The sequence below is a fragment of the Rhizobium aureum genome (assembly GCF_030182495.1).
GTDB classification, from domain to species: domain Bacteria; phylum Pseudomonadota; class Alphaproteobacteria; order Rhizobiales; family Rhizobiaceae; genus Rhizobium; species Rhizobium tropici_C.
Map to the genome: position 1 here is coordinate 17,027 of NZ_JAQJCI010000008.1, position 23,795 is coordinate 40,821.

Annotated in this window: 21 protein-coding genes; 3 read left to right on the forward strand and 18 right to left on the reverse strand. The window is 60.8% G+C overall.

Annotated elements, in window-relative coordinates; all coding sequences use genetic code 11:
• Positions 1-41: 41 nt before the first annotated feature.
• Genes PH552_RS19250 through bcoG form a run of 5 tightly spaced genes read right to left on the reverse strand, consistent with a single transcriptional unit; the run spans position 42 to position 6,466 of the window.
• A complete protein-coding gene (locus PH552_RS19250; RefSeq protein ID WP_112344953.1) occupies positions 42-824 on the reverse strand; it encodes a carnitinyl-CoA dehydratase in 783 nt (260 codons plus the stop codon).
• Positions 825-830: 6 nt separating this feature from the next.
• On the reverse strand, positions 831-2,888 hold the full coding sequence (locus tag PH552_RS19255) for an acetate--CoA ligase family protein (protein WP_113250404.1): 2,058 nt from the start codon (positions 2,886-2,888) through the stop codon (positions 831-833).
• A gap of 4 nt (positions 2,889-2,892) precedes the next feature.
• Positions 2,893-4,053, reverse strand: a complete 1,161-nt coding sequence (locus PH552_RS19260; RefSeq protein ID WP_112344955.1) for an acyl-CoA dehydrogenase family protein — start codon at positions 4,051-4,053, stop codon at positions 2,893-2,895.
• Between the two features lie 12 nt (positions 4,054-4,065).
• Positions 4,066-5,556, reverse strand: a complete 1,491-nt coding sequence (locus tag PH552_RS19265) for a carnitine 3-dehydrogenase (protein WP_112344956.1) — start codon at positions 5,554-5,556, stop codon at positions 4,066-4,068.
• A 7-nt stretch (positions 5,557-5,563) separates the two neighbouring features.
• Positions 5,564-6,466 carry a 3-dehydrocarnitine:acetyl-CoA trimethylamine transferase BcoG gene (gene bcoG / locus PH552_RS19270; protein WP_112344957.1) on the reverse strand — a complete coding sequence of 301 codons (903 nt, stop codon included), beginning with the start codon at positions 6,464-6,466 and terminating at the stop codon, positions 5,564-5,566.
• A gap of 106 nt (positions 6,467-6,572) precedes the next feature.
• Between bcoG and PH552_RS19275 the strand changes: the two genes are divergently transcribed.
• Entirely contained in the window at positions 6,573-7,565 is a 993-nt protein-coding gene (locus PH552_RS19275) for a GlxA family transcriptional regulator (protein WP_112344958.1), read from the forward strand.
• Here the strand turns inward: PH552_RS19275 and PH552_RS19280 are convergent.
• A complete protein-coding gene (locus PH552_RS19280) occupies positions 7,540-8,415 on the reverse strand; it encodes a LysR substrate-binding domain-containing protein (protein WP_112344959.1) in 876 nt (291 codons plus the stop codon). The two genes, PH552_RS19275 and PH552_RS19280, sit on opposite strands and share 26 nt — an antisense overlap.
• Positions 8,416-8,525: 110 nt before the next feature.
• Between PH552_RS19280 and PH552_RS19285 the strand changes: the two genes are divergently transcribed.
• Together PH552_RS19285 and PH552_RS19290 are read left to right on the forward strand one after the other, a co-directional pair.
• Positions 8,526-9,434: a DMT family transporter gene (locus tag PH552_RS19285; protein ID WP_112344960.1), complete on the forward strand. Its 909-nt coding sequence runs from the start codon at positions 8,526-8,528 to the stop codon at positions 9,432-9,434.
• Between the two features lie 221 nt (positions 9,435-9,655).
• Positions 9,656-10,018 (forward strand): hypothetical protein, encoded by a 363-nt coding sequence (locus tag PH552_RS19290; protein ID WP_285166245.1) that lies wholly within the window; start codon positions 9,656-9,658, stop codon positions 10,016-10,018.
• 22 nt (positions 10,019-10,040) lie between these two features.
• Here the strand turns inward: PH552_RS19290 and PH552_RS19295 are convergent, their stop codons facing one another.
• From PH552_RS19295 to PH552_RS19350, 12 genes are all read right to left on the reverse strand, one after another.
• The gene (locus tag PH552_RS19295) at positions 10,041-11,108 is read right to left on the reverse strand and encodes an ABC transporter ATP-binding protein (protein ID WP_113250402.1); all 1,068 of its coding nucleotides are present in this window, start codon (positions 11,106-11,108) and stop codon (positions 10,041-10,043) included.
• A gap of 23 nt (positions 11,109-11,131) precedes the next feature.
• Entirely contained in the window at positions 11,132-12,646 is a 1,515-nt protein-coding gene (locus tag PH552_RS19300; protein WP_112344963.1) for a DUF5060 domain-containing protein, read from the reverse strand.
• 38 nt (positions 12,647-12,684) lie between these two features.
• Positions 12,685-13,572, reverse strand: a complete 888-nt coding sequence (locus PH552_RS19305; protein WP_112344964.1) for a carbohydrate ABC transporter permease — start codon at positions 13,570-13,572, stop codon at positions 12,685-12,687.
• Entirely contained in the window at positions 13,569-14,468 is a 900-nt protein-coding gene (locus PH552_RS19310; protein WP_112344965.1) for a carbohydrate ABC transporter permease, read from the reverse strand. Before PH552_RS19310 ends, PH552_RS19305 begins: the two co-directional genes overlap by 4 nt.
• Positions 14,469-14,564: 96 nt before the next feature.
• Positions 14,565-15,818 (reverse strand): extracellular solute-binding protein, encoded by a 1,254-nt coding sequence (locus PH552_RS19315; protein WP_112344966.1) that lies wholly within the window; start codon positions 15,816-15,818, stop codon positions 14,565-14,567.
• 87 nt (positions 15,819-15,905) lie between these two features.
• Positions 15,906-16,544, reverse strand: coding sequence for a dihydroxyacetone kinase subunit DhaL (dhaL, locus tag PH552_RS19320; RefSeq protein ID WP_112344967.1), 639 nt, complete (start codon positions 16,542-16,544; stop codon positions 15,906-15,908).
• The gene (locus tag PH552_RS19325) at positions 16,544-17,560 is read right to left on the reverse strand and encodes a dihydroxyacetone kinase subunit DhaK (RefSeq protein ID WP_112344968.1); all 1,017 of its coding nucleotides are present in this window, start codon (positions 17,558-17,560) and stop codon (positions 16,544-16,546) included. The genes dhaL and PH552_RS19325 overlap by 1 nt, the downstream gene beginning before the upstream one ends.
• A gap of 57 nt (positions 17,561-17,617) precedes the next feature.
• The gene (gene apnL, locus PH552_RS19330) at positions 17,618-19,495 is read right to left on the reverse strand and encodes a D-apionate lactonase (protein ID WP_112344969.1); all 1,878 of its coding nucleotides are present in this window, start codon (positions 19,493-19,495) and stop codon (positions 17,618-17,620) included.
• Positions 19,492-20,526 (reverse strand): Gfo/Idh/MocA family protein, encoded by a 1,035-nt coding sequence (locus PH552_RS19335; RefSeq protein ID WP_112344970.1) that lies wholly within the window; start codon positions 20,524-20,526, stop codon positions 19,492-19,494. The genes apnL and PH552_RS19335 overlap by 4 nt, the downstream gene beginning before the upstream one ends.
• Before the next feature lies 1 nt (position 20,527).
• Complete coding sequence (locus tag PH552_RS19340; protein WP_112344971.1) at positions 20,528-21,592, reverse strand: ABC transporter permease; 1,065 nt, start codon at positions 21,590-21,592, stop codon at positions 20,528-20,530.
• Positions 21,589-23,142, reverse strand: coding sequence for a sugar ABC transporter ATP-binding protein (locus PH552_RS19345; protein ID WP_112344972.1), 1,554 nt, complete (start codon positions 23,140-23,142; stop codon positions 21,589-21,591). Before PH552_RS19345 ends, PH552_RS19340 begins: the two co-directional genes overlap by 4 nt.
• Positions 23,139-23,783: a DUF2291 family protein gene (locus PH552_RS19350; RefSeq protein ID WP_112344973.1), complete on the reverse strand. Its 645-nt coding sequence runs from the start codon at positions 23,781-23,783 to the stop codon at positions 23,139-23,141. Before PH552_RS19350 ends, PH552_RS19345 begins: the two co-directional genes overlap by 4 nt.
• Positions 23,784-23,795 lie beyond the last annotated feature (12 nt).

Genomic DNA, 23,795 nt, shown 5'->3' on the forward strand with positions numbered 1-23,795 from the left:
TGCCCGTGACATGCGGGAAATTCAGCGGTTGCTGCCGCCTCCTACCTTCCTTTCCAGATTGGAGCTCGCTTTTCCGCGAAAGCCCGTGCGCCTTCCAATTGATCTTCGCTCGAATAGAGGACGTCGACGGTTGCAAACTGCCGTTTGGTAATCTTATTCATGGCAGTCTGAAACGTCGAACCTTCCGCTTCACGAACGATTTCCTTGATCGCTGCATAGACGAGCGGCGGCCCGCTTGCGAGCAGGCGGGCGAGCTCCCAGGCCCTGTCCATAAGCTTGTCGGCGAGAACGATCTGGTTGACGAAGCCCCAGCGATGCGCTTCCTCGACATTGAGCCAACGGCCGGTCAACAGCATATCCATGGCGATATGATAGGGGATGCGCTTCGGAAGCTTGATCGAAGCCGCATCGGCGACGGTGCCGGAGCGGATTTCAGGCAACGCGAAGGTCGCGTGCGGCGCGGCGATGATCAGATCGGTTGACAGAGCGATCTCCAGCCCGCCGCCGCAACAGATGCCGTTGACGGCGCAGATGATCGGCTTGTTGAGGTCGCGCAGTTCCTGCATGCCACCGAAGCCGCCGACGCCATAATCGCCGTCGACCGCGTCACCATCAGCCGCGGCCTTCAAATCCCAGCCGGCGGAAAAGAACTTTTCGCCGGCACCGGTGACGATGGCGACGCGCAGATCCGGGTTGTCGCGGAAATCGCGAAAGATCAGCCCCATCTTGCGGCTGGTCGCGAGATCGATGGCATTCGCCTTGGGCCGGTCGATGATGACCTCGAGGATGCCGTCTTCGGAGCGGGTTCGAATGGGGTCTTGCAACTTCCGCTACCTCCTTCGCCGGATGAGGGCATCCGCCGCAATGGCGCCCCGAGATTCTGCTAGAACCATCAATGGATTAATGTCTAGTTCTTCAAGCTTTGCAGCATTCTTTACGACATATTCTGCCGCTGATAGGACGGCGTCAGCAACGATTTCGAGGCTGCTGCCTGCATTGCCGCGATAGCCTTCGATCAATTTCCGAACCTTCAGCCGCGAAATCCGCTCGAGAACCTCGGCTTTCGTCACGGGGAGTGGCAAAACGACGGAATCCTCAAGCAATTCCACGAGAATTCCGCCCGCGCCGACCGTCAGGGTCAGGCCGACGACCGGATCGCGGACCGCACCAACGATCAGCTCCGCGATAGGGCGGTCGATCATCCGCTCGACAAGGAATCCGTGTGCGACACCGGCCATGCCGTCCGCCGCGTCCCCGACGGCGTTTCTATCCCACAGGTTGAGCTTGACCGCGCCGACATCGGACTTGTGCTCGACGCCGAGCGCCTTGAGCGCGACCGGAAAGCCGAGCTGCTCCGCGCAATCGGCCGCCTCGCCTGGCGTGGTGGCGGTCCTGCCTAGTGGGACGGCAAGGCCCGTTGCTGCAAGCTCTGCCTTGGCGGCAGCTTCACTCAGGGTCTCTACCTCGCCTTCGGTGATGGAGACGTTGAGGAGCGGCAATGGCAGCGGCCCATTCCAGGCCTTGGCAATACCGCTGGCGATATCCGCCGCCACCAGCGTCTCGCTGATGCCGCAAAACGGCACGATCCCAGCTTCGATCAACTGCTCGGCAATCGGTTCCGGCATGTTTTCCGGCAGGGTCGCCAGAATGCCTGCGCGGGCGCCCGTCTGTTTCGCTGCCGCTGCAACCGCCGCAACAGTAATCATCCAGTCGGCGCCATCACAACGATCCTCGCGTGGGAAATCGAGAACGAGCAGATTGAGGGCATAGCCGCCGGCGAACATGGCGCTGAAGGCCTCCGTCTGCCGGGCCAGATCACCCCAGACGAAGGTGTGATAGTCCAGCGGATTGGAAAGCGTCACCATCGGGCCGAGGCTCGCGCGCAAGGCGGGTAGCTGTTCGGGTTTCAGGGCACGGAATTCGACGTTGCGGCCGACGGCGGCATCCGCCATCAGTGAGGCCTCGCCGCCCGAACAGCTCATAGAGGAGATGGCATTGCTTTCCAGCGGCCCGGCAACATGCAGGAGTTTCAGCGTCTCTACGAGCTCCGGCAGCGTTTCGACACGACCGATGCCGAGGCGATCGAGAACGGCGCCGGCCACCGCATCGCTGCCGGCAAGCGAGGCTGTGTGCGAAACGGTGGCGCGTTGAGCCTGTTCGGATTTTCCGACCTTCAGCGCGACGACGGGCTTCTTCAGCTCTCGGGCGCGCATGGCGAGGGCTTCCAGTGCCCTTATATCACCGAAGCCTTCGATATGCAGGCCGACCGCTGTGACGCGCGGGTCTTCAAGAACGGCCCGCGCAAGGTCCGACAGCCCGGTCTGCGCTTGGTTGCCCGCTGTCATCAGGTAGCTGATGGGCAGGCCACGTCTCTGCATGCTCAAGTTGATGGCGATGTTGGAGGATTGCGTCAGGATCGCGACACCGCGCTCGGTTCGCACGATGCCATGCTGATCCGGCCAGAGCAGGGCGCCGTCCAACCCGTTGATCATGCCGTAACAATTCGGGCCGACGATCGGCATGCTACCTGCCGCTTCGACCAGAGCGCGCTGCAAATCCGCTCCGTCAGCCAGTTCCACCACAGCCTCGCTGAAGCCTGAGGCATAGCAGACGGCGCCGCCGGCGCCTCTGGCGGAAAGCTCGCTCACGATATCGACGGTAAGCACCCTGTTGACGCCGACGAAAGCGGCATCCGGCGCGCCAGGCAGTTCGGCGACCGACCGGTAGCAGCGGCGGCCGAGCACGTCTTCCTGTGTCGGATGCACCGGCCAGATTTCGCCGGCAAATCCCATGCGGTCGCATTGCTCGATGACGCGCCGTGCCTCTCTACCGCCGAAGACGGCGATCGTTCTGGGTCGGATCAGGCGGTCGAGCGAACGCTGGGTCATGGGCTCATGCTCCGAACGGCCGAAGCAGGTCGCGGCTGATGATGTGCCGCTGGATTTCCGAGGTGCCGTCCCAGATGCGTTCGACGCGGGCATCGCGCCAGAAGCGGGCGAGCGGCAGGTCGTCCATCAGGCCCATGCCGCCAAAGATCTGGATTGCCTCGTCGGTGACGCGAGCGAGCATTTCCGACGCATAGAGCTTGGCCGAGGCGATTTCGCGATTGGCCGGGATCCGAGCATCGAGCTTCCAGGCGGCCGACAGTGTGAGCAGATCGGCCGCGTCGATCTCAGTGATCATGTCGGCGAGCTTGAACGACACGCCTTGATTGGCGCCGATCGGCTTGCCGAATTGCTTGCGCTCAGCCGCATAGGACAGGGCCAGATCAAAGGTGCGTCGCGCCCGGCCGACGCAGGTGGCGGCAACCGTCAGGCGGGTCCCGTAGAGCCACTGATTGGCAAGATCAAAACCGCGATGCACCTCTCCGAGCACCTGTGATTTAGGCAGGCGGCAATCGGTGAAGTTCAGGATGCAGTTGTGATAGCCGCGATGGGAGACCGAGTCATAACCCTTCAGTATCTCGAAGCCTGGGGTGCTGCGATCGACCAGGAAGGCTGTGATCTTCTTCTTGAGGCCACGATGTGTGTCTTCCTCGCCGGTTGCGGCAAAGACGATGACGAAATCGGCGACATCGGCATGCGAGATGAAATGCTTCGTGCCGTTGAGTACGAAATCGTTACCATCCTGCCGTGCTGCGCATTTCATGCCGCGCATGTCGGAGCCGGCATCCGGTTCGGTGATGGCGAGCGCATCGACCCTTTCCCCGCGCACTGCCGGCAGGAGGTAGCGCTCCCTCTGCTCGCCCTCGCAGGCCATCAGGATGCCGGATGGGCGTCCGAAGAAGACGGTGAGCCCCATCGAGCCGCGGCCGAGCTCGCGTTCAACGAGCGTGAAGGTGACGTGATCGAGCCCGGCGCCGCCGACCTCCTCCGGGAAATTGCAAGCATAGAAGCCGAGCTCGATACATTTGCGCTTGATCTCCAGCCCAAGATCGGGTGGCACGAAGCCGGTGCGCTCGACCTCGTTTTCGTGCGGATAGATCTCCGTCTCGACGAAGTCCCTGACCGTCTTGACGATCATCTCCTGTTCTTCGCTGAGCCCGAAATTCACGATCGCTTCCTCCTAGCGTTTTTGTCCCACATGACGGCCGGCTCCCTCCGGCACGGCCAAAGCTGCGTGCGCAGCGGCGATCGGCCTTAATTTGCTCAGCACCTCCTCCGGTGCGGCAACGGCTCTGCCTGCTTTCGCGTCGACATGCAGTAGCATTTGTTCGGCGGTGGCGATCACCTCACCGCTGGCGCTGTCGTGCAGCGCATGGAAGACATGCAGCCGCTTTTCATCGGATGCGAGGATCTGCGCCGTCGAATGGATGACCTGTCCGAGCTTAGCTTCGCCGAGATGGCGGATATGGGTCTCTACCGTGTAGTAGCTGTGACCGCGCTCGACATAATCGAGATCGACGCCGATCAGGCGCAACAGCGCATCCGACGTATCGCCGAACACCTGCAGGTAGCGATGCTCGGTCATATGGCCGTTATAATCGACCCAGGCCGGGCTGACCTTCGTGTCGATCAGGCGCAGCGGCCTCGATATGTCGAAACCTTGCTTCGCTCCGCCACCCGCGCTCCAAAGATGCTGCTCGAAATCCTTCAGCAGCTTGCCCGCGCCCCAGCCCTTGCCGCCATGGCTTCCCTTCAGGCTCTGAAGGATGCCGACGAGATTTTCGTCACGGATGCGCTCGAGTTCACGGATCGACAGGCCATCGGCCTGTTCATCCGACTGCTGACCGATCTTTTCGACAAGTGCGTCGTCGAGATCGACGACGTCCATCAGCTTCGTCCAGTTCCACTGCAGGGCAGGGCCGAACTGCGCCAGGAAATGCCGCATGCCCGCCTCGCCGCCGGCGATGCGATAGGTCTGGAACAGGCCCATCTGCGCCCAGCGCAGGCCGAAAGAATAGCGGATGACATCGTCCAACGTCTCGACGGTGCAGATATCGTCCTTGATCAGCCACAAGGCCTCGCGCCAAAGGGCTTCCAGCAGGCGGTCGCCGACGAAAGCCTCGATCTCTTTGGCGATATGCACGCCCTTCATGCCGATCGGCGGCAGGCGCTCCATCGCCGCCTGAATGGTGGCAGCGCTGGTCTTTTCGCCACCGACGATTTCGACGAGCGGCAGGAGATAGACGGGATTATAGGGATGGGCGACGAAGAGGCGCTCGGGATGGCGCATGTCGCGCTGCAAATCGGTCGGCAGAAGGCCGGAGGTGGATGAGCCGATCAAGGCCTCGGGCTTTGCGGCTGCATCAATCTGCATCAGCACGTTGCGCTTGAGATCCAGCCGCTCGGGCACGCTTTCCTGAATCCAGTCGGCGCCCTCGACAGCTGCTTCCAGCGTGTCCCTGAAGGTGAGCTTTCCACGCGGCGGCAGCGGCGCACCGGTCAGCATCGCATAGGCCTTTTCGGCATTGGCCAGAACTTCGCCGACGATGCGCGTTGCCTCTGGATGCGGGTCGTAGACATCGACATCGATGCCAGCGAGCAGGAAACGGGCGATCCATCCGCCGCCGATGACGCCGCCGCCGATACAGGCCGCCTTGTTGATCTTGGTCATCGGGGCCTCAGCGCTTCGTCAGTTTCAACTTCTTGCGGACATCTTCGGGGCCGATGATGCGCGCGCCCATGCCTTCCACCACCTGCACCGCCTTTTCGACGAGCTGCGCGTTGGTCGCGAGCATGCCCTTTCCGGCATAGAGATTGTCCTCCAGCCCGACGCGGACATTGCCGCCGGCAAGGATCGCAGCCGCCGGGTAGGCCATCGCGTTGCGACCGATGGAAAAGGCCGAGAAGGTCCAGCTTTTGGGAACGTTATTGACCATCGCCATAAAGGTGTTGAGGTCATCGGGCGCCCCCCAGGGGATGCCCATGCAGAGCTGGATGAGAACCGGATCCTCGATCAAGCCCTCCTCGGCAAGCTGCTTGGCGAACCAGAGATGACCGGTATCGAAGGCCTCGATCTCGGGGCGCACGCCGAGATCGGTCATCTTCTTCGCCATGGCCCGCAGCATCGAGGGCGTGTTGGTCATGACGTAGTCGCCAAGATTGAAGTTCATCGTGCCGCAATCGAGCGTGCAGATTTCAGGCAGGCATTCGGCGACATGGCTGACACGCTCGGTGGCGCCGGCCATATCGGTGCCCTTGGCATTCAGGGGCAGGGGGCTCTCGACATCGCCGAAAATCAAGTCGCCGCCCATGCCGGCGGTCAGGTTCAGTACGACATCGATGTCTGCCGAACGGATACGGTCGGTCACTTCCCTATAGAGCTCGTTGCGGCGGCTGGCGGCGCCCGTTTCCGGATCGCGGACATGGCAGTGAACCACTGCCGCCCCAGCCTTGGCGGCGTCGATCGCGGATTCCGCGATCTGCTTGGGAGTGATCGGAACATGGCTGGATTTGGAAACCGTATCGCCGGCGCCGGTGACGGCACAGGTGATGAAGACATCGCGATTCATTGCAAGAGGCATTTTTGTTCTCCCTCGTATTAAGGACATTACGAGCCATGAGACGCCTTCATGCTTTGCATTATCGGAGGCATTCGATACAGTTTCGGAACTACTGGAGGAATGCGTGATGCTGACAGCGGCGAACGAAACACTCGACATCGACCTCCTGATCCTTCCGGAGACGAACCTCATCCTGATCGCTTCGGTGATCGAACCTCTGCGCGGGGCCAACCGCATTTCCGGAGCCGAGCTCTATCGCTGGCGCCTTTTCACACCGGATGGGTCTCCCGCGGAGACGACGAGCCTTATTCCGGTGCCCGCCTGTTCCAGCTTTCGTTCGAGCTCGGATACCGCACCGCTTTTCGTGCTCGCCAGCTACAATTGGCGTCGCAACGCGACGCAGGCATTGAAAATGCAATTGTCGCAAACCGCGCGTCACAGGTCGATGGTTGCCGGCATCGAGTCCGGCACCTGGCTGCTGGCCGAAGCAAGTTTGTTGGATAATGTCTCCGCCGCCGTCCACTGGGAGGACTACGACGATTTTGCGCTGGCCTATCCGCAGGTGCGCGCGGTCAAGGATCGCTACGTGATCGATGGTAAGCGGATCACCACTGCCGGTTCGTTGCCGACGGTCGACCTCATGCTGGAGATCATCCGGCGGCGGCAGGGCTATTCGCTGGCGCTGGAAGTCAGCCGCCTGTTCATCTACGAGCCGGCAAGCACGCCAAGCGCCGCGGAGCTTTCACCATCAACGGCCGGTCTGCGCATGCGCGATCCCCGCGTTGCTCAAGCCATTCGCCTGATGGAGGATCATATCGAGCAGCCGCTGGTGCTGACACGTCTTGCCCGTCGGGTCGGCGTCAGCGCCCGCCATCTGCAGGCGCTCTTCCAGGAGAGTATCGGTGCGCCGCCGCATGTGCATTACCTGGCGTTGAGGTTGAATGCGGCTCGGCGCAAGGTCATCGAGACGAAAGCCTCCTTTACCGAGATTGCCGATGCAACCGGCTTCAATTCGGCATCGGCATTCTCCCGCAGTTACCGTGCCAGCTTTTCCGAAAGTCCGTCCGAGACGCGCCGCAGGCTGCGCCGGCGCACTACAACTGCAGCAGAGCCGACATAGGCTGAAACGCCTCGCGCACCATTTCCGCCAGTTCGCGGATTGCCTCGCTCGAATGATAGGGGTTGCGGCGAAGCACGACACGGGAAGAATCGACCGGCGGAAAGCCGTCATCGCTCGTCAGCTCCCGGCAGCCATGCGGAATGTTGCTGCGCGATAGCGTCGTCACGGCAAGCCCGGCGGAGACGGCATTCTTCAAGCCGGAACTCGTGTCGGCAATGAAGGCGATACGATAACGCCGCCCGATTTGCTCCAATGATTTCAGGGCGAAATCGCGGCACCATGTCGAATCCCGATAAACAGCGATGGGCAGCGGTGTCGCCTCATGCACGCGATGGACCAATGATGTCACCCAGACCGTTGGGTCGATACAGAGAACTTCGCCTTTGCTCTGGTTGTTCCAGTCGAAGACGACGGCCAGGTCCAGCTCATCTTTTTCCAGCGCGGCCAGGTTGTGCACCGTGTAATCGCAGGAGACAGTGACTTCGACGGCCGGATGCCTGATAGCGAAAGCGGCCAAGGCGGCGGGAAGAATGGTCTGGCTGTATTCCTCCGGAATGCCGATCCGGACTGGGCCGTCCAGGGGCTTCGTGCGGATATTTGCCGCAGCCTCGTTCAGGAGCTCGATCACCCGCTGCGCGTAGGGAAGCAACTGAGTGCCGGCGCGGGTCAGCACCGCTCCGCGAGCGCTTCTTTCGAAGAGCGTTTCGCCGATCGTATCCTCGAGCCGCTTGATCTGCGCGCTGACAGCCGATTGGGTGCGGCCGATCCGCTGCGCCGCGATAGAAAAATTAGTTGTCTCGGTGACGACGAGAAAGGTCCGCAGCAGATCGCTTTCGATAGGTTCGCGCATGGCAGGTCACAAATATTTCTGATAGCCACTATCTCTACTATTCGTTTGCCTGATGTCAAATATCGGCGCACACAGGGCAGGTTCCTTCTGCTCATTCCCTGAGTCCATACATGACATTCCAGCTTCCGACCCGCTCCGCTTTTGCCAGCGATTATGAGAGGGGCGTGCTACTCGTGGCGACAGCAATGCTTGCGTGGAGCTGCAGCGGCATCTACGCACGTCTCCTGACCACGGACATATGGACGGCGATCTCCTGGCGTTCGCTGTTCGGTGGTCTGTTTCTGCTGATTCCCAGCTTTTTCCTCGAAGGTGGGTTCTCCAGGCGGCAATGGGCATCGATCTTTCATCCCGCCGGGCTGGCGATGCTGGCTTGCCAGACCATCAGCCAGGCGTGTTTCATCGGCGCACTTTATACGACCACGGTCGCAAACGTGACGATGATCTATGCGACCGCCCCGTTCATCGCCGCGTTTCTCAGCTGGATCATGCTGAAGGAGCAGGTCGCGAAGCGGACATTGGTGGCCGGCGGCATCTGCCTTGTCGGCGTTGCGGTCATTGTCGCATCTTCGATTGGCGGCGGTACCGGCGCTGGCGATCTGCTGGCGCTCGGCATGACGGTCACCTTTGCCCTTATCATCGTCATCCCTCGCATGGATCCCGGCATCCCGATCCTGCCATCGAGCGTCGTCAGCGGGCTTCTGACCTTCGTAGTCTTCGTGCCCTTTGCCTCGACGAGCTCGGTGGACGTTCACAACTGGCTTCTGCTCGCCGCATTCGGGGCGACGAATTTTGCGCTGGCTTTCGTCCTTTTCCTGTTCGGATCAAGAAAGATGCCGGCTGCCGACGCTGCACTCATCAGCTCGATGGAGATCGTGCTGACGCCCTTCTGGGTCTGGCTCTTCTTCTCGGAGATGCCGCCGGTTGCCACTTTTGTCGGCGGAGCGATCATCTTCGCGACGATCGTCTGGCATACGGCCATCGACCTCAGGCATAGCCGCCGCCGTCGGGCGCCGGTCTAGCGAGCTATGGCTATAAGCGACCAGCCGAAATCCTCGGCAGCGTATAAATATAACGTAAATGGAATAACTTAATAGATTTTTCTGGTGTTATACATGAGGGTGCTCCTGTCTTGGCACGCCATCGAATGCGCCTTCGATCTGCAACAAAATGTAACAACTCATAACACCACGTCACGCCCGAATCGGTATATTCCGCTCGTATTCGAACGAGAGGTCACTTGATGCAGGCTAACCAGGCGCCGTCCCCTTCACAAACCGATGTGCTGATCTGTCTCGACAATCAGCAGGTGGCGTCCCGCATCGGCACGGTTCTGTCGCAACAGGGATTGACGGTGCTGATTATCCCCACGACCGGGCTTCACGAGTGGTTCGAGCCGAATGGTTGCCAGCTTGTGGTCACGCATACCGCGATGATCGGCCAGGTCCGCAATCGCTTCAACCTGCCCGTTGTCAATATCGAAGCCTTCATATTCGATCGCCCCGAGCATACGACCGAAGGTGCCGCCCGGCAGTTTGATGGCGACGCCTTCGTCAAACGGGTTTTCCTGGTCATGAACGGCGGTCAAAAGCGCGCGGCTGAGTGATCCGAGCCAACCGGCGCTTCTGTTATCCCAGCCGTTGCTGGCTGGCCTTGTCGAAGAAGTGGAGGTTCGGGGTCTTGAGCGAGATCCGAATCGTCTGCCCCGGTGCGAGTTCGGCGCGCTCCCGCATGACCCACGTCAGTTCCTTGCCTTCCAGGTCAAGCGCGACATGCGTTTCCGAACCAGTCGGCTCGACGACGGTCACGGTTGCCGCCACCCCGTCTTCCGAGGCGAAGGAAATGTCTTCCGGACGTATTCCCAGGACGACCTCCTGGTCCTCCGACTGAGCCGGAGCAGTGGCAAGTTCGATGCGGGTGCCGGTCGGCAGCACTAGTGCCGGTGACGCGCCGCCGGTGACCTTGCCTTCGAGGAAATTCATGGCCGGCGAACCGAGGAAACCGGCCACGAAGACATTTTTGGGCCGATCGTAGAGTTCCAGCGGCGAACCGACCTGCTCGACCTTTCCGCCCTGCAGAACGACGATCTTGTCGGCCATGGTCATGGCTTCGATCTGATCGTGCGTCACGTAGACGATCGTCGTCTTCAAGCGCTGGTGCAGCGCCTTGATTTCCGCGCGCATCTTCACGCGCAGCTTGGCGTCGAGGTTGGAGAGCGGTTCATCGAACAGGAAGACTTTCGGATCGCGCACGATGGCCCGGCCCATGGCGACGCGCTGGCGCTGGCCGCCGGAAAGCTGGGCGGGCTTGCGATCCAGCAATGGCTGCAACCCCAGTATCTTGGCCGCGTCGCCGACTTTCCGGTCGATCTCCGCACGCTTCGCGCCGGCAAGTTGCAGCGCAAAGCCCATGTTTTGCGCCACCGTCATCTGCGGATAGAGCGCATAGTTCTGGAATACCATGGCGATGTCGCGATCCTTCGGCGGCAGGTCGTTGACAACCCGTCCGGCGATCGAGATCTCACCGCCGGTGATGTCTTCCAGCCCGGCGATCATGCGCAGCAATGTGGACTTGCCGCAGCCCGAAGGGCCAACGAGAATGACGAATTCGCCGTCCGAGATTTCGACATCCACACCATGGATGATGTTTACCGCGCCGTAGGACTTCCTGACGTTCTTAATGGTCAATCCGGACATGACATTCTTTCCCTGAAGATCGATCAGTGCTTCTTGCGGATGCGGAGCGCCTGGTATGGCCTGCCCGGCAGCTCCACGCCGAAGGCGGCATCCGCCTTGCCGCCGCGCACGATCGCGCCGTGGCGCGTCGGATGCGGAATCGGTGCTTCCACCTTTTTCGCCGGCGTGATCGTCATCTCCCATGTGTCGATAATGTCGACATCATAGTCGGTTCCATCCTTGGGCAGCCCAGTGGACCAGACAGTGGGTTGGTGTTCGCCGAGATAGATGTAACTGACATCACCATCATGCGCGCCGGAAACGCGGGTCCACGGCCATTCGCCATACGAGGACATGGGTTCTAGGCCGTTGACCACATCCTGCTCCAGAAGATCGCGCAGGAAGCCGATGCGCTTCCAGGCCTCGCCGCGCAGCTCGCCGCCCTTGGCCCACCAGATCAGATCCTCCGGATGCGAATAGGTTTCACCATGGCCGGCATAGCCGCCGCGTGTCACTGTGATCCAGAAACGATGCACCAGCTCCTGTGCTGTCAGATTGCCCCAGGACTGGATGATGTTGCCCTCATATTCCGGCTCGTCGTTGACGACAGGCTTGCCATAGGCCTCGCGCCATTCCTGCGTGCGCTTCACGTCCCAGTTCTGAATGCAGGTATGGGTGACCCACGGCTTGCGATGATCGAAGTTCATCGTCGGCTCGCCGTTGTGGATCGACTTCAGATGGCCATAGGGATCGTTCTCTTCGAGAATGTGAAAATAGCGGTCCCACTGCTGCAGCGGCTTGGTGTCGAGAAGGAAGTCGTACTCGTTGGCAAGCGCCCACCAGACATTGCGATAAGCGGCAAGCCGCGCCGCGAGATAGGCGACATAGCGGAAATCCTGCTCGGCCGTCATGTCGGCATAGCCCCAACGGTCGTAGGGGTGGAACATGATGATATCGGCCTCGATGCCGAGATCGCAGAGGGCTGCGACCTGGCTCTCGAAATGGCGGAAGAGGACGGGGTTCGGCCGGTCGAAATCTTGCCTGCCGTCCGCACCTTTTTCAAAGCAGGCATAGAGCGGTTCGTTGACGTTATAGGGGTAATCCTTCGGAAAAACGCCCATGCGGATCTTGTTGAAACGCGCTTTCTTCAGTGTATCGAGCGTCTGGGCCTGCATCTCGAGCGGCTGGTGCGTCCAGGCATAGCAGGTCGTGCCGAAGGAGAGGAAAGGCTTGCCGTCGGCATAGGCGAAATGGAATTTGTTGCGGACGTGCACGGGGCCGTGATTGCCTTCGGATGGCTTGGTCGCAACGAAAGAGCCGGTCTTGTCATCCAGTTCCGATGTCTTCGAGCGCGTGCGGAACGACCAATCGCCTTCATTGTCCGGCATGAAGCGAACGCGATAGACGCCGTCGCCATCATAGAAGCCGGGCACGCGTACCTCACGGCTGTTCTGGCTGAAGACGGCATCGAATGCCACATCGAGATAGGGATTGCCACCGGAAGGGCCGTTGAAGGCCGCTTCGAAGACTCCCCATTTTTCGACGGACGCGTTGGACATGATATTCTCCTCGGAAGATGTATGGATGGTCCGACCGCTCAGCCCTTGACCGCGCCGGAGGTGAGGCCGGAGACGAAGTAGCGCTGGAAGATCAGATAAACGATGGTGGCCGGCAGCACGGTCATGACGATCGCCGCGTTCAACTGCCCGTAATCGTTGGAAAACTGGCCCTGGAAGGACATGAGCCCGAGCGGCAGCGTCCACATGTGCTGATCCTGCAGCAGCACGAGCGCCATTGCGAATTCATTCCATGTCGAGACGAAATCCAGGATCAGCAGCGCCGCGAGCACCGGCAGGCAGACAGGCAGAAATATCCGGCGGAAGATGGTGAAATGGCTGGCGCCGTCGATCAGGGCGGCTTCCGACAATTCCTTCGGAATGCCTTTGAAGAAGCCGTGCAGAATGAAGACCTGATAGGGCACACCGAAGGCGATATAGGGAAGGATCACGCCGGGATAGGTGTCGATGAGGCCGAGCGAATTGACCAGCGTGAACAGCGGCGCCAGCATCACCTGGAACGGGATCATGGTGCCGAAGATGACGAGGAGCAGCAGCAACTTGCCGAACCGCAGGCGGATCTTGGCGAGCGCATAGGCGGCCATTGCCGAGAGGATAAGCCCGAGCGGCACCTTGATGACGGTAATGATGGTGCTGTTCAGGAAGGCGCTGGCGAAATTGCCGCGGCCCCAGGCGCTCGAATAATTCTCGAAGGCTGGATCGAGCGGCGGCATGAAGGCGCCGGTCGACGTCACATCAGCCTGCGTTTTCAGCGAGGTGAAGACGATGAAGACGAAAGGCGCGAGCCAGATCGCAGCGACGACCAGCAGTGCGATCCACAGGCCGATCAGGACAGGATCGCGCTTGCGCTTTGCCGGTGCAATCGTTTCGAAGTCGTCCGACATGGATGTGGCCGATGCTGCCGTCATTGTTCGGCCTCCTCATGCTTCTGCGTCCAGCGCAGGTAGGGAATGACGACGACGATGGTGATGAGCAGCAGGACGACCGAGATCGCGGCACCGCGGCCGAAATCGAAGATCTGCATGGCCTGCGTAAAGGCCCAGAGCGCCAGCATCTGCGTGGATTGCGCCGGCCCGCCGCCTGTCAGGCCATAGACGATGTCGAACGCCTTCAGCGACGAGATCACCGAGAGCACAAGTACAATCGTCAGCGTCGTGCGCAGCGCGGGCAGGGTGACGTAGCGGAAGATGTTCCAGCGCCCAGCGCCATCGATGCGGGCGGCTTCGACCAGCGTCTGCGAGACATTTTGCAGGCCGGCGAGAAACAGGACCATGGAGAAGCCGACGGATTGCCAGAGATAGGCAACGAAGACGGAATAGAGCGCGATATCCTTGTCGCCGAGCCAGTCCTGGATCCAGTCCTGCAGACCCATTGTGGTCAGGATTTCGGTGAAGAGACCGAAGAAGGGATCGTACATCCATTTCCACATGGTCGCGACCGCGATCGGGGCGATGATGACGGGCAGATAGAAGATGGCGCGGAAGGTATTGCGGGCGAAAAGCTTCTGATTAAGGCTCAGTGCGAGCAAGAGGCCGACCATGGGCGGAAAGATCACGCACATGATCGTCCAGATCACGGTGTTGCGGAAAGCGACCCAGAAGACCGGATCCTGCGTGAAGATATATTGATAGTTCGCCAAGCCGACGAAGGGGCGCTGCGGATCGAGGCCGTTCCATTTCTGAAAGCTCAGCACCACAACGTTCAGCATCGGATAGAGCGCGAAAATCACGTAGATCAGCATGGCCGGCGCAAGCAGGATCACTGCCTGGACGCGAGAATCATGAGTACGATTGCGGAATGACATTTCTGATTGCTCCCGGCGGCAGCTGACGCATGGGCATGAAGGTGAGGGAAGCCGCCGTAGCGATTGGCAATCGGAGTGACGGCTTCCCTCGAAAGATCAGGTGCGACCGGCGATGAAGGTCTGCAGCTGCTTGGCGGCATCGGCCGGCTGGATATTGCCGGAGGCGACATCGTTGATCACCCGGAAGTATTCGGTGGTGATGTCGAGCGGGAAGGCCTGATCGCCATTCATGTAGACCTTGCTGTAGGTCTTGAAGATCTCCAGCCACTTCGCCTCGAGCGGCTTTTGGTCGGTGTACTGGACATTCTTGTTGACCGAGATCGAGCTGATCTGGCCGACGAGATCCTGCTGCACCTTCGTCGAGAGGAAGTAGTCGAGGAACTTTGCCGCAAGATCCGGGCTCTTGCTCTTGGTGCTGACGTAATTGTACTCGGCAAAGCCATAGAGGCGGTTGGTGTTCGTCGGGAACGGCACGACGCCGTAATCGTCGAGATTGACCTTGCTGCCGCTCAGCTGGCTGACCAGCCAGTCGCCTTCGAGCATCATCGCGGCGCGGCCGGCGACGAACAGCGTATAGGACTGCTGGTTGCTGATGCCCATGAAGGGCTTCAGCGTGTAATCCTTCGTCCACTTGGCAAATTCGGTAAATGCGTCGGTCGCGCAGGGCTCCTTGGTCCAGTCGGTCTTCATCGCCATCAGCGCGTCGTGCTTGTCGGCGCCGCACTTGGTTTCGAGCAGCACATCCATCAGGCGCATGACGTGCCAGTTGACCGAGCCGCCGAAGGTGAAGGCCGGGATGCCTGCGGCCTTGAGCTTATCGGCTGCGGCCAGCAGCTCCTCGTAGGTCTTTGGTTCCCCTGTGATGCCGGCTTTCTGGAAAAGCTTCTTGTTGTAGTAGATCGCTTCGCCCTTGAAGGTGAAGGGAACGCCATGCTTGCCGCCCGGATAGAGATCCGCAAAAGCGGCGGCCGACGGGAGCAGCTCGTCGTTCCACTTGTACTGGGTGTAGTATTTGTCGAGCGGCAGCGAGAGGCCCGCCTTCACATATTCGCCGCCGAGGCCAAGACCGGCCCAGCTGAAATAGATATCCGGGCCCTTGCTGGAACCCGCTGCAACACGAAGCGCGGTCTTGTGCTCATCGACGCCGCGCTGGACGATTTCGATGTGGGTGCCGGGGTTGGCGGCTTCGAAATCCTTCGCCACCTTCTTCAGCGCGCCATTCGCCGCGCCGTTGTCGAAGTTCAATGTCCACAGCGTCAAGTCTTCCGCGGCGACATTGGTTGCCGAGAAAGCCGCCGCCGCTATCGCAGCAGCGCCGAACCAACGCGCATATTTGAAGTTGCCAGCCATTTCCCGTCCTCCTCTGAGCAAAGCTGAGGGCGGTTTTGACAAATCGTTGTCAACATGTCAACTGGTATGATGAGCTTATCAGCGGTATCACATGAAGTGGTCGCGGAAGCAGGCGATGACGACCACGGCCGAAGCCGCGCCGGGATCGATGTGTCCCAAGGCCCGATCGCCGAGGCGCGACGAGCGGCCCTTTGCCGCGATCATATTTTTGGTTCCTTCCGCGCCCGCTTCGCCGGTTTCAAGGGCGGCGGCCAAGCAGTCGGCAAGCAAAAGCCCTCGATCCCTGGCCGCGCGGCAGGCGGTGGCGGCGGGTGCCCAGGCATCCACCATGGTCTTTTCGCCGACCTCTGCCTTGCCCCGATCCTGAATGCCCTTGGCAAAGGCAGAAAATATCTCGACCATATCGTCGTCGCTCAATGACGACTTTCCCTTGGCGACCGCGCCTGCGCGCATCAGGGCGGTCGCATAGAGCGGTCCGGACGAGGCACCCACGGCGTTGAGGAAGGACTTCGCCGCCGTGTTGAAGACCAGCGTCGGCTCGGATGTCGATGAATCCAGCTCCGAAACCGCCTTGGCGGCGGCGGTAAAGCCGAGCTCCATGGCGATGCCGTGGTCAGCGTCGCCGATCACGCCGTCCAGTTCGCAGAGACGATCCCTCTCGCGGGCCATCGCTTCGGCGATCCGCACGAAAAGCGATTTCAGATCCTCCGTTGTAACCGTTGTCATTACAAAACCTCGCCGGAGCGGAACATGGCGCAATCACAGGGGTGATCGATCAGTCGCTGCAATTCGTCATCGAGATGGATGAGGGTGATGGAGGCTCCAGCCATTTCCAGCGACGTGCAGTAATTGCCGACCAGCGACAAGTGAATGACGACGCCTGCATCGTCGAGCATGGCCTTGACCTTGCGCATCATGATGTAGAGTTCCATCAGCGGTGTGGAGCCCAAGGAGTTGACGAGCACGGCAACCCGGTCACCGCGTGCCGGCTTCATCTCATCGAGAATCTTGCCGACGAGTTCGCTCGTCACCTCGTCCGCAGACCGCATCGGCCCGCGTGCGACGCCGGGCTCGCCATGGATGCCCATGCCGATCTCCATCTCGTCGGCGCCGATCTCGAAATTCGGTTTGCGCGTCTGCGGCAGAGAGCAGGGCGAGAGTGCGACGCCCATCGTATAGGTGCGCTCATTCGCCCAGCGTGCCACCCGTTCGACATCGTCGAAACCGTACATCAGGTCGCATGCGGCACCCGCAGCCTTGAAGATGAAGACGTTGCCGGCAACCCCGCGACGGCGCTCCTTCTGATCGACCGGTGCAGACGCGATGTCATCCGTCGTCAGCACGGTACGCGCCTCGATATCGTCCATGGCAAGCATTTCCGTCGCCATGTCGAAATTCATGACGTCGCCTGCGTAATTGCCATACATGAACAGCACGCCGGCGCCGCCATCGACAGCCCTGGCACATTCGATGATAGGATCGGGCGGCGGCGAGGCGAAGACATTGCCGATGGCGGCGGCATCGGCCAGTCCCTTGCCGACGAAGCCGAGAAATGTCGGCTCGTGTCCGGAGCCGCCGCCGATGACCAGGCCGACCTTACCATCTCGCGGACCATGGTTCGCCACGATCGAGCGCGGCGATCCTTCAACGGCGCGGAGATGGCGCGGATGGGCTGCGAGTATCCCGGCCAGCATTTCATCCACGGCGGCCGCGCCTTCGTTGATCAGCTTCTTCGTCTTCACGCAGTCCTCCAAATCATTGCGATCGTTGGGACTAACATGCGCGTCTCCGATTGAAGGTCAATCCATCAAGGCTGCCGAAACTGTGCTATAGGCATCAAGCAAGAGCCTCTTGCTTTCAGTCTGTTCCTTCAGCTGGAATGTCTCCAGCTCCACCCGTTGCGGAATGGGTGTGATATTGACCAGATGGAGCGACCGCGATCCGCCGGATCGTACCGTGATGAAGCTGAGTACCGCGCTCGGATCGGACGACAGGCACTCGTGCCATGGCTGGCCGGCGAGGCGGGATAGCGCCGCGACCGTATTGAACAGCGGTCGTTTAGTGCCTGCCGCCGATGGCTCGTTCTCTCCAGCGATCAGGCCGAAAGATCCTGTCAGTGCCGAAAGCGTCAGGCATTCCAGTCCGGCATCGAGGACACGGGCAGCGTAACCCAGCGCAAAGGCTTCTCCAAAACGGGCATTGTGCCGCGGATCGGTGTTGGCCATTGCGATACGGCCGCCGCGGGGATTGTCCATTGTCCTGCTGCCATAGGGGTTCTGCCGCATCGGTATGGTCGATGGGCCGATGCGATAGGATTTGTCGCCGTAAATGGCGCGTACGGAACGCGTGATGAATGGCAGCGCTTCCAGCGTCTGCATGACGCTCAGATCGTCAGCCGCATGCACGATGGGATTGGTGCAATGCGTAATGAAATCGAGAGTGTCGGCTGGCCCACGTTTGCGATTGAGCTCGGTGAAATAGCTCAGCATGCCGCCGCCGATACGCACATCGGGAAAGGCGGCGTGCGCGGCGGCATAGACTTCCTCAAGAGGAGGGCACTCGGGCCATTTGCTGCCCGGCGGCGTCGATTGCCGGTCGACCGAAGGAGAGACCATGATGGCATCGGGTTTGAAGCCGGCTGCCCGCATCCAGTCTGCTATTTGCTGTGCTTCGACAAGCGGTGCCTGGCGGCAGGGCAATGCGATTTCCAGCGTCGACTTGCCGGCATGGAGTGCGGTGACGGCTGCGAAGCGTTTGAAGGCATCAGCGCCATGGCCGGCATTCGGATCGAAGTGAAACAACAGTTCTTGCGGTCCGATTTCAGCCAGCCGGTTGCGCGCAGCCCGAGTTGCGTCCGCTTCCTCGGGTGTAACGACAAGACCGATGGACGGCATGGCACCGGATTTTGTTCCCGGGCTTAGGGTGATCGCTGCATCCGAAGTATGGGAAAAAGAGGGTGGCGAACGCCGCTTATTCCCGATGGTCAGAACGATACGCTGCCGCATCGGCTCGCCGGCTGGAATTCGATAGGGCCAGGGCAGTGCAAGCGGGCGAACATAGGTCTTGTAGGAAGCATCGGACCAGTTGCGCTGATCTTCCATCTCGAAGGTGTCGCCTTCCATCCGGCATTCGGCTGTTACGTTCGCCATCACGCCATGCGTAATCGCCCGCATATCCTTGAAGGGCTGCCAGGGTTCGATAAGATCGGGAAAATGCGTGTTTTCTCTGCTGCCGTCGACATGCTCGACCGATACCGGCGTGCCGGCGTGCCCCACGATCGGGTGCAGGATGCAGAAGCCGCAGCGGTTGGTTTCGAAGCCGGTCATCGAGAGCGCTATTGCTTCGAAGGTCAGGGCTTCATCGGCTTCAGCTGCTATCCGCACGTCGATCACAAGTTCGGTATTTTCAGGGCCGGCACAACGCGCAACATAGCTGACGAAAAAGCCATCCTGATGCTGATTGATCCGCAGATCGTCGATATCAGGTGCATAGGTGCCCCAATCGCGATCGCGGATCAGATAGGAAACGGCCCGCAGAACCTCGACGCCATCATAGCGGATAGCCCGGAGATTGCCGTCCTTGAAGTCGACGTCAAGCCTGCCCGCTGTCAGTCGGACCGGCGGCGTTTCGAGCTCGCGCGTGCCGTAAAGCTGGAACAGATCGATCTCGCTCTTCATCGCAGCATCGCTCCGATATCGACGGATTTCCCGTTGGCGGCGCTCTCATAGGCGGCTTCGACCAGCGCCAGGGTCTTGAGATTGTCAGCGCCCGACGTCGAGGTTTCGCCTCCGTCGGCAAGGCGATCGGTCCAATGCTGCTGAATTGCGAGCACGCTCTCCTGGATGTTGTGCCAAGGGCGCGAAGCCCAAGGCAGAAGCCGCGGCGACGCATCCGTGATGCTCACGCCATCGGGGCCGTTGACCTCGAGGCAATAGCCTTGCGAGAGGCGAATGGTGCCTCGCGTGCCGTCGAGTTCGATCAGCGTCTCCGGGAAGGGCTCGGTCGCAAGCTTGGAGGCATAGCTGACATCGACGAGCGACGTCGCGCCGTTCTCATGGTCGAGCAGGATGGTTGCGACATCCTCACCCTTGATCTTCGGATTGACCCGCTTGGTGCGGGCCGTCAGTGAAGAAACGTCGCCGAGGATGAAGCGGGCGATGTCGAGCGTATGGATGCCGAGATCCTCGATGATGAACCGTTCGCCTTCGGCGAGATAAGGTTGGCCCGAAAACACGTCGTAGCCGGAGCGGAAGGAGAAACGCCCCCAGAAGGGTTCGCCGATCGCACCGGACTGGAGGGCATGCTTGACGGCCTGAATGGGCGTCTGCCAGCGGAAGTTCTCATGCACCATAAGCGGCACGCCGGCCGCAGCGCAGGCCGCGACCATGGCTTTGGCATCACTCAACGTCTTTGCGAAGGGCTTTTGGCAGATTGCAGGGATCTTGTAAGAGGCGGACATCTCCACTAGGGCGCGATGGCTTTGCACCGTCGTTGCGATGTCGACGAAATCGAAGCCCCCATCGGCGAACATGGCGGCCGCGTCCGTGTAGCGGCGTTCGATGCGGAACTGGTCGCCGACGAGTTTCAGCCGCTCCGGGTCGCGGTCGCAGATCGCGACGATGCTGGCGCCTTCGACGTCTTGCCACGCGTGCATCTGATTGATCGCGAAAAAGCCGCAACCGATCAATGCGCCCTTGAGTTCTGCCATTTCAGCCTGCCTTTGCCATTTGCATGAGAGTTACGCGCTGCTGGAGACGCCGTTGCGCCTGATCCACGACAACAGCGATGATGATGACAAATCCCTTGATCACCATCTGCCAGAAGGATGAGACGCCCATCATCACGAGGCCGTCAGAAAGGATGCCGATGACGAAGGCGCCGATGATCGTGCCGCCTATGGTGCCGCGGCCGCCCGACATGGAGGTGCCGCCGAGCACCGCTGCCGCGATCGCGTTCAGCTCGAAGCTTTCGCCGGTCGCCGGATGCGCCGCCATCAGTTCCGACGAAATGACGATACCGACGATGGCCGCGCAGAGCCCCGAGAACATATAGACGAAGATCTTGACCACATCGACGCGGATGCCGGACATGCGCGCGGCGCGCTCGTTTCCGCCGACGGCGAAGATGTGCCGGCCAATCGGCGTCGAGCGGGCGACGTAGGCGGCGAGTAGCGCCAACACGATCAGGATCCAGATGGAGACGGGAAGGCCGAGCATACGGCCAGCGCCGAAGACGTCGAAGCCCGTGGTATCGTATTCCGGCCGGCCCACCAGGTTCGGGAAGGTCTGCCCGTCGGACGACAAGAGTGCGAGGCCGCGGGCGATATAGAGCGTTCCGAGCGTGGCGATGAAGGGCGCGACGTTGAGCTTGGTGATGAGCAGGCCGTTGATCAGCCCAATCCCCAGGCCGACGGCCAGTGTGATGAGGATGATCTCGTAGATGTTGAAGTAGACGGTATAGCCGATCGGCAGTTCGACGCCATTCAGGATGAGGGCGCCTGCCACCATGCCGCAAAGGCCGACGATCGAGCCGACCGATAGATCGATCCCGCCGGTGACGATCACGAAGGTCATGCCCATGGCGAGAAAGGCGTTGAGTGCGACGTGCTTGGACATCAGGATGATGTTGGCGGTCGAGGTGAAGTTCGGTGCGAAGATCGCAAAGAAGATGACGACGGCAAATAGCGCGATGAAGGTCCTGAGCTTCATCAGCGTCAGGAGAACGGAGCCGTTCGAGCGATCGGCCGCAAGGCTGGAAGACGTATCTGCGGTCATGACGCGAGTTTCCCTGTATGTCCGTGTCCCTTGGCGGATGCCGCGATGATGGCCTCTTCCGTCGCTTCGCTTCGGTCGAGAACGGTCACGAGCTTGCCGTTGCTGAGCACTGCGATGCGGTCCGAAAGTGCCATGACCTCTTCAAGGTCGGAGGTTGAAAACAAGATTGCGAGACCCTTGCCGGCGAGCCTGCGCATGGTGCGGAAGACGTCGGCCTTGGCGCCGACATCGATGCCGCGGCTCGGCTCGTCCATCAAAAGCACCTTCGGGTCGGTCATCAGCGCCTTGCCGATGACGACCTTCTGCTGGTTGCCGCCGGACATGGAGGTTACCTCGAAATCCGGATTGGGCGCCTTGATCGAGAGATCGCGGATCATGTCGCGGATGGCAGTCTTTTCGGCACCCGGATCGATATGGAAAAACAGCCGGGCGAAGCGGCCGAGGCTCGCAAGCGTCAAATTGCTGGCGATGGACAGGACCTGCACCAGCCCTTCGCGCTGCCGATCCTCGGGGATCAGCGCCAGACCGTGCCGGATGCGCCTGGTGGTGTCGCGTGCGCGAACCTCGACCCCATCGATGTAGATCCGCCCGGTCGAATGCATATGCCGGCCCATCACGCATTCGAAGAATTCGCTGCGCCCGGCACCCATCAGGCCGTAGATGCCGAGGATTTCGCCGGCGCGCACCGACAGCGAGACATGATCGACGGCAAGGCCGCCGGTGCGTCGCGGCAGGCTGATCTCCTCGGCACGGAAGGCTTCCTTGCCGATCGCATGGCCTCCGTCCCTGGCGAAGTCCTTGGCGTCCGATCCGATCATCGAGCGGACGATCCATTTCGTATCGATATCGCGAACCATGGCCTGACCGGTGATCTGCCCGTCACGCAGCACGGTGATGTAGTCGCCGATGCGCATCAGTTCTTCCAGCCGGTGCGAGATGTAGACGATCGCGACGCCTTGAGCCTTCAGCTCCGCAATGACCTTGAACAGAATATCGACTTCCGCGGCAGATAGCGCCGATGTCGGCTCATCCATGATCAGAATGCGGGCATCGAGCGAGATGGCCTTGGCGATCTCGACGAGCTGCTGCTGCCCGATCGGAAGGTCCTCCACCATGGTTTCGGCGCCTATGCCGGCATCGAGCCGATCCAGAAACGCGTTGGCCCTGGCGATCTGCGCCTTGTGGTCGATACCGAAGATGCCGCGGGTGATTTCACGCGTGGTAAAGATGTTTTCGGCCACCGTCATGTTGGCAAAGAGATTGAGCTCCTGGAAGATCATGCCGATGCCGCGCGCCTGCGCGTCGGCCGGGCTGCTGAAGGAGACTTCCTCGCCTTCGAGCAGGATGCGGCCCAAGGTCGGCCGTTCGACCCCGGCGATGATCTTCATCAAGGTAGATTTTCCGGCGCCGTTTTCGCCGACAAGCACATTGACCGCGCCGCGGTGCAGCTCGAGGTTAGCGTGCCTGACGGCGACGATGCCGGAATAGACCTTGGAAACGTCCTCTAGGCGCAGGATGATGTCGTTGCTCGGCGTTTCGCTCATGGTCATTGCCCCAATGTCAGGGCTGAAGGGGTGATCAGGGGAAGCTGGCCGGATGGGGGCAGTGGAAACGCGCCGGTCACCGTGATCGTCTTTCCAATCAGCTCGTTGCGAGGCAGTGCTGCCAGAAAAGATGAGTTTGCCTTCTCATTGAAGGCCTTGCCGAATTGAGCCCATTCGATCTGGTTCCTGAATTCGTTGAAGTCCAGGAAATCCAGCGCGTCGCGCAGCGCCGTGCCTCGGATGGCCGGACCGATCTGCACCTTCGCATCCGCCTCGCCGTCGCCATCCACATCGACGTCGAGGGTGCCCGCACGGGAGGCGGTATCGGCAGCGACGATCTTGCCGCTCAATTTGACGGCATAGGTCCAGGGTGATGAAGCCTGCTTTCGCGGATTTCCGTATTTCGCGCCGGCATCGTCCGGATTAGCGGCTATGGCCTGCAACACCGTCTTGATGTCGCCCGCGCGCTTCTCCATGCTCGGCAGCACCTGAGATTGCCAGATGGCATCGACCTTTGCCGCGGGATCGAAGGCACTCTTTGCTGCCGCCGCGGCTTTCTCCTCGGGCGTCGGCGTCTTGATAATCTTGCAGCCGGGCAATGCCGCGGCCAAAACAAGGGCCACGAGCGCGCCTCTGGTCCTCAACATGCAATACACCTC